A 15245-nucleotide genomic window follows, 5' to 3' on the forward strand; every position below is an offset into this window, starting at 1 on the left:
TGGCGGTGGCGCCAGCCGGCGCCACGATGGTCACGTTCGTGATGTTGGTGACGTTACGGACGTTGGTGACGTTGTTCGTCGTGTTGTAGGTGTTGTTGGTCGTGTTGACGCTGTTGTTGATGTTGTTGGTGACGTTGTGCTGGATGCGCATGCCGACGTTGACCACCGGCGGCGCGCTGACCACCACGGCCGGCGCGGTGCCGATCGGTGCCGGCACGATCAGGCCGGGCCGCGAGCCCGGCGGCGGCGGCACGAACACCCCCATCGGCCCCACCGGCCGCGAGCCGCCGCCGATGGCGACCTCGATGGCCAGGTGCAGGCTGGGCGGCGGCGGCACGAAGGCGACGTCGCGCGCCCCCCAGTAGCCGGAGACGAAGACCACCGCGCCGTCGCGGTGCTCGTAATAGGGCTGGACCCAGACGTAGTCCGGCCGCGGCGGCGCCGACCAGCGGCCCGCGCACCAGACCCAGCGGCTCTGCCAGCCCCAGTAGCCTCCGGTCCAGACCGCGCCGGCGAAGGGCGGGGGCGGTGGCACTTCCACCAGCATCGGCGGCGGGGCCGTGTCGATGAAGACGGGGTCGGGTTGCACCAGCGGCGGCTCGACGTAGACGCTGACGGGCGGGGGCGGCGGAGTCCAGGCGGGGACACCGACGCGCATGTCGGCGCTGACGCGGGTATGGGCCGGCGCGACGCAGCCGCTCAGCGCCGCCAGGGCCGTGACGGTGGCGACGGCGGCCACCGCGGTCAGGCGTCGCGGAAGACGCGCGGCGGACGGCGTGAGTGGTCGCGGGAAGGGGCGCGGAGTCATGGTTGTCCTTTGATGAGCAGGATGTCTCCGCCCAACGCCTGCCGCCGGCCCTCGTTGACGCCGGCGACCCGGGCTGGTTTCCGGTTGTGAGCCCTGTCGTGAAGGGGGTGTGAGGGTGGTTTCAGGGACGCGTTCAGCCCCGTTCCGGACCCGTTCGCGCGCCGTTGCTGGCGTGTCGTCCGCCCGTCACGAGGATGCGGACGCGGCGTGAGGGCGACCCCTTGCCCGATGTACCCGCGCCGTACCCGCCGCCCTTCCGGGGGGATGTGCGACGGAACGCTGAATCCCGGGGATGAACCGCGCTCATGACCACCTTCACCTGTCGGGGATGACGTTAAGCTAGCGCGCCTTTTTGCGCTTTGCGCACGCGGCACACATCTTTACCGCATTCGAAGCCTCTTCTGAAAGAGGCCCGCTTCCCGCCACGTCCCCTGGAGCCCGCTACATGTTGCGTCTCTCGCTGATCGCCCTCGTCACCGCGTCCCTGCTTGCCGGTTGCGGCAAACCCGGAGGAGGGGACCAGCAGGCGGCAACCCCGGCCGATGCCGCCGCCAGCGCGCCCAGCCTGCTGGTCTCCAGCGAGGACGTCCAGACCCTGGGCATCTCCGAGTACGCCAGCGGTCCGGTCATCACCGGCTCCATCCAGCCCGAGCGCCGCGCCGACCTGCGCGCCGAGTTGCAGGCCATCGTGCTGCAGGTCTACAAGGAGAACGGCGAGCGCGTGAAGCGTGGCGACCTGCTGGTCCGCCTGGACGACACCGCCATCCGCGACTCGGTCCAGTCCGCCGACGAGGCCGCCCGCGCGGCGGGCCAGAGCTTCGAGCAGGCCGAGCGCCAGTACCAGCGCCTGAAGACGCTGCAGGCGCAAGGCATGAGCTCCATCCAGGCCATGGAGGACGCCGAGATCCGCCGCAACAACGCGCAGAGCGACTTGGTCGGCGCCCGCGCACGCGTCGCCACCGCGCGCCAGCAGCAGCAGCGCACCGAGGTCCGCGCGCCCTTCGACGGCGTGGTCAGCGACCGCAAGGTCTCGCCCGGCGACTCGGCCCAGTTGGGCAAGGAGCTGATCAAGGTCATGGACCCGGGCTCGATGCGCTTCGAGGGGCTGGTCTCGGCCGACCGCATGTCCGAGCTCAAGCTCGGCCAGACCGTCTTCTTCCGCGTCAACGGGTATCCGCAGATCGACTTCCAGGGCAAGGTGCGCCGCATCGCCCAGGCCGCCAACGCCAACACGCGTCAGGTGGAGGTGCTGGTGGACTTCGCCGGCCAGCAGCAGCCCGGCGTCGCCGGCCTGTATGCCGAGGGCCGCGTGCAGACGACCAGCGTCTCGGCGCTGATGGCGTCGGACGGCGCGCTGGTGCGCGAGGGCGACAAGGTCTTCGTGTGGCGCATCGACGGCGGCAAGATCGTCAAGACGCCGGTGCAGCTGGGCGCGCGCGACGACCGCCAGGGGCTGTATGTCGTGACCGGCGGCCTGAAGCAGGGTGACCGCATCCTGCGCAACCCGACCAGCACGCTGATCAATGGTCAGCGCGTGGAGCTGGGCAAGGGCGCGAGCACCGGCCTGGGCGCGACCAAGGGCGCGCCGGCCGCGGCCGCCACCACCGGCAATGCCGCCGTCCCGGCGCTGCCGATGGCGTCGGCCGCCTCGGCCCAGTGACGCGCGAAGGAGCTTGAGCCATGTTCCTGTCCAACTTCTCGGTCAAGAAGCCGATCGCGATGATCGTGATCATCATCGGCTTGATGTCCCTGGGCCTGCTGGCCCTGTCCAAGCTGCGCGTCAACGAGCGGCCGGACGTGGACCTGCCGCTGCTGGTCGTCAGCATCAGCTACCCGGGCGCGTCGCCCGAGACCTCCGAGCGCGAGATCGTCAACCGCATCGAGAAATCGCTGCAGAGCATCTCCGGCGTGAACGAGGTCCGCTCGACCTCGGGCGAGGGCTCCGCCCAGCTGCTGCTGTTCTTCAACTTCGACAAGAACATGATCGAGGCGGCCGACGAGGTCCGCAACGCGATCGCCGCGGTCCGGCACAAGCTGCCGACCGAGATGCGCGAGCCCGTGCTCCAGCGCGTCGACCCCTCGGCGCAGCCGATCATGCAGCTGGCGCTGTCGTCCAGCAGCCAGTCGCACGCGGAGATCTCGCGCCTGGCCGAGGACCAGCTCGCCGATCGCTTCCGCGCGATCCCGGGCACGGCCACGGTGACGGTCACCGGCTCGCTCAAGCGCGAGCTGTCGGTGCTGCTCAACGCACAGAAGCTGCGTGAGTTCAATGTCTCGGTGACCGAGGTCGTCAACGCGCTGCGCATGCAGAACACGACGGCGCCGGTGGGCAAGGTGCGCGGCCAGCTCGAGGACCAGAGCATCCGTCTGCTGGGCCGCATCGAGTCGCCGGCCGACTTCAACCAGATCGTGGTCAAGCGCGCGGGCAGCGAGCTGATCCGCCTGGGCCAGGTCGCGACGGTGCAGGACGGCTTCGCCGAGCAGACCGGCCTGTCGGTGCGCAACGGCCATCCCAACGTGGGCATCGCGGTGACGCGCTCGCGTGACGCGTCCACGGTGAGCGTGGCCAAGGAAGTGCGCCACCTGGTCGACGAGATCGGCAAGACGCTGCCGGCCGGGACCCGGCTGGAGGTCGTGCAGGACGGCGGGCAGGACGCGCAGGACAGCCTGAACAACGTGATCCACGCGCTGGTCTTCGGCGCGGGGCTGACCATCTTCGTGGTCTACGTGTTCCTGAACTCGTGGCGCTCGACCATGATCACCGCGCTGTCGCTGCCGACCTCGGTGGTGGCGGCCTTCATCGCGGTCTGGCTGTGCGGCTTCACGCTGAACTTCATGAGCCTGCTGGGCCTTTCGCTGGCCATCGGGGTGCTGATCGACGACGCCATCGTGGTGCGCGAGAACATCGTGCGCCACATGGAGCGCGGCGCGGACCGCCGCACGGCGGCGCTCAAGGGCACGGCCGAGATCGGCCTGGCGGTGGCGGCGACGACCTTCTCGATCGTCGCGGTGTTCATCCCCGTGGCCTTCATGCCGGGCGTGTCGGGCGAGTGGTTCCGGCCCTTCGGCCTGACGGTGGTGGCCTCGGTGCTGGTCTCGCTGTTCATCTCCTTCACGCTGGACCCGATGCTGTCGGCCTTCTGGGGCGACCCGCCCGGACATCACGAGGCGCCCAAGACCGGCATCTCCAAGAAGCTGCAGGGCTTCAATGAATGGTTCGACCGTCAGGCCGATCGCTACGGCAACGTCATCGCCTGGGCGCTGCATCACCGCAAGTGGATGGCGGCCTTCGCGATCATGAGCTTCGTCGGCGCGATCGCGCTGCAATCGACCTTCGGCGGCACCAGCTTCCTGCCGGCCTCGGACTCCGGGACCATCGCCATCGAGGTCCGTACCCCGGCCTCGTCCAGCCTGGAGTACGCCCGCCTGAAGATGGGCGCCGCGTCCAAGCTGGCGCGCGAGATCCCCGAGGTCGTGGCGACCAACGAGAACGTGAACGCCAGCGGCGGCCGCGTCTACGTGGACCTGGGCAAGAGCACGAAGCGCAAGCGCAGCGCCGCCGAGATCGCCGCCGACCTGCGCACGCGGGTGGCGCGCCTGGTCGGCGCCGAGTACGTCGTGCTGGACGACCTGAACAACGGCGCGCAGAAGCCGGTGCAGATCCGCTTCTCGGGCGCGGACTCGCGCAAGCTGATGGAGATCACCACCGACTACATGGCGCAGCTGCGCAAGGTCAAGGGCGCGGTGGACGTCGGCCTGTCGGAGCAGGATCCGCAGAACGAGCTGCAGATCGAGATGAACCGTGGTCTGGCCAATTCGCTGGGCATCTCGGTGGGCGACGCGGCCAACGCGCTGCGGGTGGCCTTCGCCGGCGTGGAAGTCGGCGACTGGGTGGATCCCAGCGGCGAGACCCGCGACGTGGCGGTGCGCCTGGCGCCGCAGGACCGCGTCGACGCGAGCAACATCGAACGGCTGCCGATCTCGGTGACCGGTGCCGGCGTGATGGTGCCGCTGGAGCAGATCGCCACGGTGACCATGGGCAAGGGCCCGGCCAAGATCCAGCACGCGGACGGCAAGCGGATGATCGCGGTGTCGGCCAACGCGCACGGTCGCTCGCCGGGCGAGGTCACCGCCGACGCGCTGAAGCTGGCCAAGTCCATCAACTTCCCGCCGGGCTACGGCATCGAGCTGGCGGGCGCGGCCAAGGACCAGCAGGAGGTCTTCAGCGCGATGGGCATCGCGCTGGTGTCCGGTATCGGCCTGATGTACCTGATCCTGGTGATGCAGTTCGGCAGCTTCACCGCGCCGCTGGGCGTGATGCTGTCCCTGCCGCTGTCGCTGATCGGCGTGGTGGTGGCGCTGCTGCTGACCAAGGGCACGCTGAACCTGATGAGCTTCATCGGCATCATCATGCTGGCCGGCCTGGTGGCGAAGAACGCCATCCTGCTGCTGGACGCGGCGCGCCAGGAGGAGGCCGACGGCGTGCCGCGCGAGGAGGCGCTGATGCACGCGGGCCGCAAGCGCTTCCGTCCGATCCTGATGACGACCTTCGCGCTGATCGCCGGCATGTTGCCGGTGGCGATCGGCATCGGCGAGGGCGGCGAGTTCTACCGTCCGATGGCGGTGGCCATCATCGGCGGCACGATCACGTCGACCTTCCTGACGCTGCTGATGGTGCCCAGCTTCTACGACAGCATCGAGATCAAGCGCGATTCGTTCCTGGCCAAGTTCCACGCCCGCGAGGCGCGCTGGACCACGGCGGGCGCGGTGCTCATGGGCCTGGTCGAAATCGTGCTGTTCCTGACGCTGGTGCGCTTCGTCTACCGTTCGCTGGTGTCGGGCTGGCGCCTGATCACCGGCAAGGGCCGTCGGGGGGCGGGCCAGGCGCAGCCGCACGGCGCCGATTGATCGCGGCCGCGGCGTGAGGCCGCGGCGCCTCCGATCCCCGCGAGAGCGAAAAGGGCCCCGTCGACGACGAGGCCCTTCTTCATTGGGGCGAGGGCGGGGCGGACCCGAAGGGCGGTGCCGGCGATCAACCGCCGGCCGGCGGCTCCCAGAGCTCGACCTTGTTGCCCTCCGGGTCGATGACCCAGCCGAACTTCCCGTACTCGGACTCGTCGGTCTTGTCGAGCACCTGGCAGCCCTCGGCGCGCAAGGCCTGCAGCAGGGCCGCGAGGTCGGCGACGCGGTAATTGATCATGAAGGGCGCCTTGGCCGGTCCGTAGCCTTCGCCGTCGTCCTTGTTGATGGACCAGGCGGTGGTGCCGCCGACCGGGCGCCCCTGATCGTCGGTCCAGTCGAAGGCGGCGCCGCCCCAGGGCTGGACGTCCACGCCCAGGTGCGTCCGGTACCACGCGTGCAGCGTGGCGGGATCCCTGGCGTTGAAGAAGATGCCGCCGATGCCGGTGACTCGCTTCATCTGATGCTCCTCAGCGTGGTGAGGAGGCGAGGGTAGCCCGGCACGTGTTGCGCTGGTATTGCGGCGGGCCCCAGGGTCCCTCGTGCCGGCCGGGCGGCGACGTCGTCCTCGGGGCCCGTCAGACCTTGCGCGCCGAGCGCCAGGGGCGCGGGAAGCGCCAGCGCTCACGGCCCGGGAGAGGGGCGTCGCGCTCGTAGGCGCGGGCGGCCGGGACCCACAGCTCCACCTGCGTGCCCATCCCGGCGCGCGAGCTCAGGCGGTAGGTCGCGCCGGCCAGCTCGGCCCGCTCGCGCATGCCGGAGAGTCCCCAGTGTCCGGGACGGCCGCCGCGCTCCTGCACCTCGTCGGCCACCCCGACACCGTCGTCATGGACGATGAGGCTGAAGGCGTCGGGGCCGTACTTGACCGTGACCTCGATGTGATCGGCCTGGGCGTGCTGGAAGGCATTGAAGATCGCCTCGCGGGCGATGAGGCACAGCGAGGCCGACAGCGCCGGCGCCAGCGCGCGCGGCGCGCCCTCGACGTTCAGCGCGAAGGCCGCGCCGTGCGTCTGCGCGAGCTGCTGGCCCAGCGCGTCCAGGGTCTGCTCCAGCCGCCCCATGTCGGGCGGCGGCAGGCGCAGATCGGCGACGCGGTCGCGGCCCTCGACCAGCAGCGCGTCCGCGTCGACGAGCACCCGTTCCATCGCGCCGCGTTCCGGCAGGGGCAGCCGGCGCGCGACGGCCTCGAAGCGCAGGATCAGGCCGTAGACGCCCTGCAGCAGCGTGTCGTGCAGGTCGCGGGCGATGCGCTCGCGCTCCTGCACGCGGGCGGCGAGGCGGTCGCGGTCGCGTTGCGCGATCTGACGCGCGCGCAGCAGCACCAGGCCGATCAGCGCCAGCACGGCGGCCCCTCCGGCGGCGATGCGGAAACCGGGGGACTGCATCAGCGTCGGCGCGATCTCGAAGGCGCGCGTGGCGGCGGTGGGGCTCCACGGGCCGCCGTCAATGGCGGCCTCGACGCGGAACTCGTAGCGGCCCGGGCCCAGGTTGGTATAGAAGGCACGGCGCCGCGCGCCGGCGTCGATCCAGTCCGCGTCCTGGCCCACCAGCCGATAGCGGAAGCGCGTGCGCTCGGGCAGGCCCAGGCTCATCGCCGTGTACTCGATCTCGAGGTCGCGCGTGCCGGCAGCCAGCGACGCCGGCAACGCCGCGTCGAGCGCCGTCGGCACGCCCTTGACGATCACGCGCTGGATGTCGACCGGGGGCGGCGCGATCTCGTCCCTGACCAGCTTGGTCGGATCGATCGTCACCAGGCCGTTGTTCAGCGAGAACCACAGCATCCCGTCCGGCGTCCGCAGCGCGGTGCGCAGCGGCCAGGACTGCTCGGCGCGACCGGTCAGGCCATCCAGCAGGTCGATGCGGTGGCCGCGGGGGCGGTACGCGGGATCAGCCAGCGCGCGCCGGACCTCGTCGGCCGTCAGATGCGTGATGCCCTTGGCGCCGTTGAGCCAGAGATCCCCCTCCGGCGTCTCGACCAGGCCCGAGACGCCCTCGAGCGCGTCCGGGTCGCTCAGGCGCAGCACGGGCATACCGGCCTCGCTGACCAGTTGCACGCCGTTCTCGCCGCCGATCCAGAGGTGCTCCCCCTGTCCGGCGATGACCTTGATGCCGCCGACCTGGAGACCGTCGGCCGCCGTGATCACCGAGAGCTTGTCGCCCTCCAGGCGGCGCAGCGAGCCGTCGCCGTAGCCGAACCACAACCGCCTGCGCGCGTCGGTGCCGATGGCGTCGGCGCCGCCCTGCGGAAAGCCCTTGCGGCCCGACATCCATTCGGTCTTGCCGTCGGCGTAGCGCAGGAGCCCATAGCGATGAGCGTTGAACCAGATCGCACCGTCGGCGGCCTCGGTGAACTCGAAGGCCGCGGCATGCCAGGGCACGCCGTCGGGCGACGGGAGTTGGACGAACTGGTCTCCCTCCTGCCGCCAGGGGCCGTTGCGCCCGGCCATCCAGCGTCGCTGCTGGCTGTCGATGAAGACCGCCGTGAAGGTCTCCATCTGGCCGCGCACCGGGACGGGCTTGAGCGGGCCACCCTCGGCGGGACGGCGATAGACGATGTTGCGCGCCGCGACCCAGAGCTCGCCTGTCGCACTGCTGGCCATGGTCACGCCGGTGTCGAGGTCCGGCAGCGCGACCCGCTCCACCGCCGCGCCGCGGAAGCGGTCGAGGCCGCCGTTGGTGCCCACCCAGATCGCCCCGTCGCGATCCTGGAACACCCGCATCACCAGGTCGCCGGTCAGGCCCCTGTCCTGCAGCAGCAGGTCCCAGTCGCCGTCAATGGGCGGGTTCCGCGAGGGACTGGCGTCGCCTGCCGCGCGAGTGCGCAACAGCCCGCGGTTGCCCCCGAACCAGAGCTTGCCCTCGCGGTCGAAGGCGGGCATGAACAGGCTCATCGGCGTGCGCACGCTCAGGCGGTCCTCGGCCTGGCCGGGAACGGTGAGCCGCTCGAAGCGCCGATCGCTGCCGGAGGCGCCGCCGGCCCAGGCGCGGCCCTCATGGTCGATCGCGAGCTGCCGCATGCCCAGGCCGAGGTCCCCCAGCGCCTCGACGAAGCGGGTGCTGCCGGCCGGGCGCACATACAGCGTCTGGTCGGTGGAGACCCAGATGTTGTCGCTGCCGTCGATCTGGAGGTTGATGGTGGGCGGCGGCTGCGACCCGGTGCCGTAGCCCGACTCCGGGCCTATCCTGACCCAGCGGTCTCCCTCGCGTCGCAGCAGGGCGCGCCCGGTGGCCAGCCAGATCGTGCCGTCGCGGGTCTCGGCGATGCTCCGGGTGGAAACCGAGAAGGGCCCGCCGGGCGGGCTTCTCGGGTCGAGGTGGTCGACATGGCCCTGGTTCACGAGCGCGACACCGCCCTCGAGCAGACCGACCCACAGCCGGTTGTCCCGGGTCGCGTGCAGGGACATGACCTGGCGGCTGGGCAGACGCTCGCCGGCCAGGGTCTCGAAACGCTCGAAGCGCACCCCGTCGAAGCGGTACAGCCCCGTGCCGGTGCCCAGCCACAGGTAGCCGTCGGTGGTCTGCGCGATCGCCATCACCGGGCCGGGCATGCCGTCCTTGAGCGTCCAGCTGCTGTGCTGCAGATGCGCGAGCGGCTGCACCGACGGCGTCGTCGCCTGCGCCTGGACGCGCGCGGGCAGGAGCGCCGCGGCGCCCAAGAGCGCGGCGAGGCAGACGGCGTGGAGTCGAAGGGAGCGCGAGCGCATGCCTTCGGCGCGGCGCGTGGGCGTCGGAGATGTCATCGTGGGGAACTGCGGCGGGAACGAGACGGCGGAAGCGGGCGGATTGTGCCCGGCACGCATGCACGAATCGTGCAAGCCGATGTAAACCGCGATTCCCCTGGGCATCGGAACCTGGAGGCTTCGCGGCCCCCCTGGGTCCGGCTTGCCGGAACGCGTGGGCCGGACGGTGATCCGGCGATCCGTCAGATCACACGATTCGGATTCAGCAGCCCCTGGGGATCCAGCGCCTGCTTGATCTGGCGCATCAGCTGCAGGGCCACCGGGCTCTTGCGCTGCGCGAGTTCCTCGCGCTTGAGCTGGCCGATGCCGTGCTCGGCGGAGATGGAGCCCCCATGGGCCATCACCTGGTCGTAGACGACGGCGTTGACCGCGTGCTCCCGCTCGCGCAGGAAGTCGGCGGCGGCCACGCCTTCCGGCGCCTGCACGTTGTAGTGCAGGTTGCCGTCGCCCAGATGGCCGAAGTCGACCAGGCGGGCGCCCGGGAAGCGTTCGGCCAGCAGCGCGTCGCAGCGCGCGACGAAGTCCGGGATGCGCGACACCGGCAGCGCGATGTCGTGCTTGATGTTCAGGCCTTCCTCGCTCTGCGCGAGCGGGATGGACTCGCGCAGGTGCCACATGGCCTGGCTCTGCGCGAGGCTCTCGGCGACCGCGGCGTCGTCGATGGCGCCTTGCTCCAGCGCCTGCTCGAGCAGCGACTCGAACTGCGCGCGGGCATGGTCCTCGCCCTCGCTGTCGGACAGCTCCAGCAACACGGTCCACGGCCGCGGGCCCAGCGGCTGCGCCAGCTGCGGGAAATGCTTCGCCACCAGCGCCAGCGACAGCGCGTTCATCACCTCGAAGCCGGTCAGCGCCGCGCCGCAGCGCGCCTGCGCCAGGCCCAGCAGGCGGACGGCGTCGCGCAGCGTGTCGCAGGCGGCCAGTGCCGTCATGCGCGCGCGCGGCTGCGGGTGCAGCTTCAGCGTCGCGGCCGTGATCACGCCCAGCGTGCCCTCGGACCCGATGAACAGGTCGCGCAGGTCGTAGCCGGTGTTGTCCTTGCGCAGGCCCGACAGGCCGTCCCAGACCTGGCCGTCGGCGGTGACGACCTCCAGGCCCAGGCAGAGCTCGCGCGCGTTGCCGTAACGCAGCACCTGCGTGCCACCGGCGTTCGTCGCGAGGTTGCCGCCGATGGTGCAGCTGCCCTCCGCGGCCAGGCTCAGCGGGAAGAGCAGGCCCGCGTCGCGCGCGGCCTGCTGGACGTTCTGCAGCACGCAGCCGGCCTCGACGGTCATGGTGAGGTTGGCGGTGTCGACGTGGCGCACGCGGTTCAGGCGCTGCAGGCTCAGCAGCAACTGCGCGCCCGAGCCGTCCGGCACGCCGCCGCCGACCAGGCCGGTGTTGCCGCCCTGCGGGACCACGGCCACGCCGTGCTCGCGCGCGAGGGCGACGACCGCGGCCACCTGCGCGGTGTCGGCCGGGCGGGCCACGGCCAGCGCGCGGCCGACGTAGCGCTTGCGCCAGTCGCGCTCGTAGGCGGAGAGGTCGTGGCCGTCGGGGGTCAGGACGTGCGCCTCGCCGAGCAGCGCGCGCAGCGAGGTCAGGAAGGCGGAGGAGGGCGGGGTGGCCGCGGCGTCCGCCGACATCGGCGTGGTGCTCGAACTCATCGCGCGGGCTCCGCGTCGGGCGAGGCCTTGGCTTCGGCCAGGCGGTGCCGGATCTGCGCGGCGCAGGCGACGAAGATCAGCACCGACAGCGCGACCTCGATCCACGCCAGCGCCATGCCGACGCCGCGCTCGGAGGTGGCGCGCACCAGGCCCTCGGTGGTGTAGAGCCAGATGAAGATGCTCAGCGCGCGGTAGGTGTACAGGCGGTAGCGCCACAGGCCGATCAGCGGCGGCAGCAGTGGCAGGGCCTTGATCGCCAGCGTGCCGCGGCCGGTCGGGGCCAGCCAGAGCTCCCAGGCCAGGCAGACCAGCGCCAGCGCCAGCGTGGCGGCGAAGGCGGCGTTGCGGCTGGCGCGCTCGCGCGCGGTGGGCTCGGTGCGCGGGGTCGGCGCGGGGCCGGCGGACGCGCCGCGGGAGGCGGGCAGGCTTGACATGGCTGGCATCATAGCCAGCATGAATATCAGACAGCGGGTGGCGCGGCGAGGCTGGCGCGTGGCACTTCGGGAGGTGGGGCAGGGCTTGCTGAAGTGGCCGTGGCTGCGGACCTTGCGCATCTTCGTGCAGCGCTTCCGCGAGGAGCGCCTGGGCATGACCGCGGGCAGCCTGACCTTCACCACGCTGATCTCGCTGGTGCCGCTGCTGACCGTCGCGCTGGCGCTGTTCACCGCCTTCCCCATGTTCTCCAGCTTCCAGTCGGCGCTGGAGAAGTACTTCCTCAAGTCGCTGATCCCCGACAACATCGCGCGGCCCGTGCTGATGTCGCTGACGCAGTTCGCGGCCAAGGCCAATCGGCTGGGCGCCGTGGGTCTGGTGGTGCTGGCGGTGACGGCCTTGTCGCTGATGCTCACCATCGACCGCACGCTGAACCAGATCTGGCGCGTGCAGCGGCCGCGGCCGATCGCGCAGCGCGTGCTGGTGTACTGGGCCGCGCTCACGCTGGGCCCGTTGCTGCTGGGCGGCAGCCTGACGGTGACGAGCTTCCTGATCTCCGCGAGTCGCGACTACGTCGACAACCTGCCGCGCAGCGTCGTGCTGCTGCTCAACAGCGTGGACGTGCTGGTGCTCTGGGGCGCGATCGCGGCGCTGTTCCACTACGTGCCCAACACGGACGTGCGCTGGCGCCATGCGCTGATGGGCTCGGGTTTCGTGGCCATCGCGTTCAACCTGGCCAAGCAGGGGCTGGCCTGGTATGTGAAGCAGGTCCCGACCTACTCGACCCTCTATGGCGCCTTCGCGGCGGTCCCGATCTTCCTGATCTGGATCTACGTCGGCTGGTCCATCGTGCTGCTGGGGGCGATCCTGTCCGCCAACGCGCCCGCGCTGGCGGGCGGTGTCAGCGTGCGGCGCAACCGGCCGGGCATGCAGATGGCCCTGGCGCTGGATGTGCTGCGGGAACTCGACGCCGCGCGGGTGGCGGGTCAGGCGGGGCTGACCTCTCAGGCGCTGTCCAAGCGCCTGTGCGTGGATCCGCTGCAGATCGAGCCCGTGCTGCAGCAACTGCAGACACTGGACTGGATCGGCCGGCTGGAGGAGGACGGCGCGCAGCGCCTGGTGCTGCTGTGCGATCCCACCTCGACGATGGCCGAGCCGCTGATCCGCGCGCTGCTGGCCGAGCGGCAGGAGGGCCTGTCGACCCTGTGGGAGAAGGCCGGCTGGCAGCAGACGACGGTGGGCGCGCTGATCGCGAACGCCGTGCCGGTGTCCGCGCCTACCTCAGGTAGGTGAGCGCCGCGCCGCCGGCGACCACCACCAGCGCGAGGACCGAATAGAGCGTGCGCCGGAACGGGGGCTTGGGCCGCGTGCTGCCGGTGGGCTTCATGCCGTACTTGGGCGGGCTGCCGATGGGCAGGGCGCTCTTGTCGATCAGCGGGGTGGACCGGTGGTCGCGCGCGCGCTGCTCGGCGGCGCGCAGGCGCGCGGTGCCTTCGAGCAGTTGCAGTTGCTTGGCCTGGGTCTCGCTGTCGATCGTGGCGGGCTGCGTCGGTGTGGGGATGTGGTGGGACTTGTGCTGTGTATTCAACGAGCGTTGCTGCATGGGTGTACTGCCTTGACTGCCGGGAACGCTCCCTCGCCTCCGCGATCGGGCGATTGTGACGATCGAGGCTGGGCGGTCAAGTAACAGTGGGTGTGATCCCGTGCGACGACATCTCCGTCGTCATCGGATGTCTACGCGTGCAGCACCACCAGCAGCGCCGTCGCCGCCTTCTTCGACAGGTTGCGGATCGCGTGCGCGCCGTCGACCGCGTAGCGGGCGGTCTCGCCTGGCTTGACCATCTGCCGGCTGCCGCCGGCGGTGACCTCCAGTTCGCCGCTGAGCACGCTCAGGTGCTCGCGCGAGCCCGGCTCGTGGGCCGCCGATTCCAGCGCGCCACCGGGCTGCACGGTCAGCTCGTACCACTCGAAGTTGCCGGCCAGCTCGATCGGGCCGAGTATCCGCAGGCGGCACAGACCGTCCGGGCTCGACAGCCCCGGGGTCGCGTGCGACGCCACCACCTCGATGGGCGGCGCGGCGGGGCGCTCGCCTCCCAGCAGCTCCGACAACTCCACCCGCAGCGCATTGGCAAGCCGCCACACCACCGCCACCGTGGGATTGGCCTGATTCCGTTCGATCTGCGAGAGCATCGACTTCGACACGCCCGCCCGCCGCGACAGCTCGTCCAGCGACAGGCCCTGCGATTGCCGCAGCGCCTGCAGGGTCGCGCCCACGCGCGGAGGTTCTAGCTTTTCGGAAGGAATGGCGGACATCTCGGCTCGGGCGGAGGGGCTGGGATCCGGGACGCGCCGCCTTGACCGGCTCGCGCAGTTTCGTGATACTGCACGGCTGTTCGATATAGCGAACGCGTTCGATTTAACGGATTGTGCCGCAGGAGCACCGCATGACCAACATCGCCACCCCGTCCACCGACGACTTCTATCGCCACCTGCAGAACGAGCTGCAAGGGATCCGCGATGCCGGCCTCTTCAAGAACGAACGCATCATCACCAGCCCGCAGGGCGCGATCGTCAAGACGAAGGACGGCCGCGAGGTGATCAACCTGTGCGCCAACAACTACCTGGGCCTGTCCGCCCATCCGCAGGTGCTGGAAGCCGCCCACGAGGCGCTGCGCACGCATGGCTACGGGCTGTCCTCGGTGCGCTTCATCTGCGGCACGCAGGACATCCACAAGGAACTGGAGCAGCGCCTGGCGCGCTTCCTGGGCACCGAGGACACCATCCTCTACGCCGCGGCCTTCGATGCCAACGGCGGTCTGTTCGAGCCCCTGCTGGGCGAGCAGGACGCCATCATCAGCGACGAGCTGAACCACGCGTCCATCATCGACGGCATCCGGCTGTGCAAGGCCAAGCGCTACCGCTACAAGCACAACGACATGGCCGACCTGGAGCGCCAGCTGATCGAGGCCCGCAACGCCGGCGCCCGTCATTTGATGGTGTTCACCGACGGCGTGTTCTCCATGGACGGCACGATCGCGCAGCTGGACAAGATCCGCGAGATCACCGATCGCCACGGCGCGCTGCTGGGCATCGACGAGTGCCATGCCAGCGGCTTCATGGGCAAGACCGGCCGCGGCACGCACGAGTACCGGAACGTCTTCGGCAAGGTGGACATCATCACCGGCACGCTGGGCAAGGCGCTGGGCGGCGCGTCCGGCGGCTTCACCACCGGCCGCAAGGAAGTGATCGAGCTGCTGCGCCAGCGCTCGCGTCCCTATCTCTTTTCCAACACCGTGGCGCCCAGCATCGTCGGCGCGTCCATCGCCGTGCTGGACCTGCTGGAGGGCAGCACCGCGCTGCGCGACAAGCTCGAGGCCAACACCACCTACTTCCGCGAGGCCATCCAGCAGGCGGGCTTCCAGATCAAGCCGGGCACCCACCCGATCGTGCCGGTCATGCTGTTCGACGCCGTCAAGGCGCAGCAGCTGAGCGCGCGCCTGCTGGAGCTGGGCGTGTATGCCGTCGGCTTCTTCTATCCGGTCGTGCCCAAGGAGCAGGCCCGCGTGCGGGTGCAGATCTCCGCCGTGCACGAGCGCGAGCATCTGGAGAAGGCGGTGGCCGCCTTCGCGCAGGCGGGCCGCGAGCTGGGCCTGGTGAAGTAAG

General features: G+C 70.6%; 11 protein-coding genes. 4 read left to right on the forward strand and 7 right to left on the reverse strand.

Annotation, left to right across the window (positions count from 1 at the left end; genetic code table 11):
- Positions 1–808 (reverse strand): hypothetical protein (locus MCHT01_RS18380; protein ID WP_067067184.1); only part of this gene is annotated, 808 nt, incomplete at its 3' end.
- 445 nt (positions 809–1253) lie between these two features.
- Between MCHT01_RS18380 and MCHT01_RS18385 the strand changes: the two genes are divergently transcribed.
- Both MCHT01_RS18385 and MCHT01_RS18390 read left to right on the forward strand, forming a co-directional pair.
- Positions 1254–2468, forward strand: coding sequence for an efflux RND transporter periplasmic adaptor subunit (locus MCHT01_RS18385; protein ID WP_067067186.1), 1215 nt, complete (start codon positions 1254–1256; stop codon positions 2466–2468).
- A 20-nt stretch (positions 2469–2488) separates the two neighbouring features.
- Positions 2489–5716, forward strand: a complete 3228-nt coding sequence (locus tag MCHT01_RS18390; RefSeq protein ID WP_067067188.1) for an efflux RND transporter permease subunit — start codon at positions 2489–2491, stop codon at positions 5714–5716.
- Positions 5717–5840: 124 nt separating this feature from the next.
- Here MCHT01_RS18390 and MCHT01_RS18395 read toward each other — a convergent pair whose 3' ends face one another.
- The 4 genes from MCHT01_RS18395 to MCHT01_RS18410 all read right to left on the reverse strand — a co-directional run bounded on the left by MCHT01_RS18395 (position 5841) and on the right by MCHT01_RS18410 (position 11584).
- On the reverse strand, positions 5841–6227 hold the full coding sequence (locus tag MCHT01_RS18395; RefSeq protein ID WP_067067189.1) for a VOC family protein: 387 nt from the start codon (positions 6225–6227) through the stop codon (positions 5841–5843).
- A gap of 118 nt (positions 6228–6345) precedes the next feature.
- Entirely contained in the window at positions 6346–9507 is a 3162-nt protein-coding gene (locus MCHT01_RS18400; protein ID WP_169806157.1) for a sensor histidine kinase, read from the reverse strand.
- Between the two features lie 182 nt (positions 9508–9689).
- Positions 9690–11129 carry an FAD-binding oxidoreductase gene (locus MCHT01_RS18405; protein ID WP_067067245.1) on the reverse strand — a complete coding sequence of 480 codons (1440 nt, stop codon included), beginning with the start codon at positions 11127–11129 and terminating at the stop codon, positions 9690–9692.
- A gap of 17 nt (positions 11130–11146) precedes the next feature.
- Positions 11147–11584 carry a DUF2069 domain-containing protein gene (locus MCHT01_RS18410; protein WP_148661604.1) on the reverse strand — a complete coding sequence of 146 codons (438 nt, stop codon included), beginning with the start codon at positions 11582–11584 and terminating at the stop codon, positions 11147–11149.
- 19 nt (positions 11585–11603) lie between these two features.
- On the opposite strand from MCHT01_RS18410, the gene MCHT01_RS18415 reads away from it, so the two are divergent.
- Positions 11604–12875, forward strand: coding sequence for a YihY family inner membrane protein (locus tag MCHT01_RS18415; RefSeq protein WP_067067192.1), 1272 nt, complete (start codon positions 11604–11606; stop codon positions 12873–12875).
- On the opposite strand, the gene MCHT01_RS18420 is transcribed toward MCHT01_RS18415, so the two are convergent.
- Both MCHT01_RS18420 and MCHT01_RS18425 read right to left on the reverse strand, forming a co-directional pair.
- Positions 12859–13185, reverse strand: coding sequence for a hypothetical protein (locus MCHT01_RS18420; protein WP_067067194.1), 327 nt, complete (start codon positions 13183–13185; stop codon positions 12859–12861). The two genes, MCHT01_RS18415 and MCHT01_RS18420, sit on opposite strands and share 17 nt — an antisense overlap.
- Before the next feature lie 131 nt (positions 13186–13316).
- Positions 13317–13895, reverse strand: coding sequence for a helix-turn-helix domain-containing protein (locus MCHT01_RS18425; RefSeq protein ID WP_067067196.1), 579 nt, complete (start codon positions 13893–13895; stop codon positions 13317–13319).
- Between the two features lie 131 nt (positions 13896–14026).
- Here MCHT01_RS18425 and kbl point away from each other — a divergent pair, with 131 nt between their 5' ends.
- A complete protein-coding gene (kbl, locus tag MCHT01_RS18430) occupies positions 14027–15244 on the forward strand; it encodes a glycine C-acetyltransferase (RefSeq protein ID WP_067067198.1) in 1218 nt (405 codons plus the stop codon).
- Position 15245 lies beyond the last annotated feature (1 nt).

The organism is Mitsuaria chitosanitabida ATCC BAA-476 = NBRC 102408, assembly GCF_001598255.1.
GTDB classification, from domain to species: domain Bacteria; phylum Pseudomonadota; class Gammaproteobacteria; order Burkholderiales; family Burkholderiaceae_C; genus Roseateles; species Roseateles chitosanitabidus.

Coding starts and splice junctions, on each gene's coding strand:
- MCHT01_RS18425 (WP_067067196.1), bottom strand. CDS start 13,895: ATGTCCGCCATTCCTTCCGAAAAGCTAGAACCTCCGCGCGTGGGCGCG.
- MCHT01_RS18415 (WP_067067192.1), top strand. CDS start 11,604: ATGAATATCAGACAGCGGGTGGCGCGGCGAGGCTGGCGCGTGGCACTT.
- MCHT01_RS18395 (WP_067067189.1), bottom strand. CDS start 6,227: ATGAAGCGAGTCACCGGCATCGGCGGCATCTTCTTCAACGCCAGGGAT.
- MCHT01_RS18420 (WP_067067194.1), bottom strand. CDS start 13,185: ATGCAGCAACGCTCGTTGAATACACAGCACAAGTCCCACCACATCCCC.
- MCHT01_RS18390 (WP_067067188.1), top strand. CDS start 2,489: ATGTTCCTGTCCAACTTCTCGGTCAAGAAGCCGATCGCGATGATCGTG.
- MCHT01_RS18410 (WP_148661604.1), bottom strand. CDS start 11,584: ATGTCAAGCCTGCCCGCCTCCCGCGGCGCGTCCGCCGGCCCCGCGCCG.
- MCHT01_RS18400 (WP_169806157.1), bottom strand. CDS start 9,507: ATGACATCTCCGACGCCCACGCGCCGCGCCGAAGGCATGCGCTCGCGC.
- MCHT01_RS18405 (WP_067067245.1), bottom strand. CDS start 11,129: ATGTCGGCGGACGCCGCGGCCACCCCGCCCTCCTCCGCCTTCCTGACC.
- kbl (WP_067067198.1), top strand. CDS start 14,027: ATGACCAACATCGCCACCCCGTCCACCGACGACTTCTATCGCCACCTG.
- MCHT01_RS18385 (WP_067067186.1), top strand. CDS start 1,254: ATGTTGCGTCTCTCGCTGATCGCCCTCGTCACCGCGTCCCTGCTTGCC.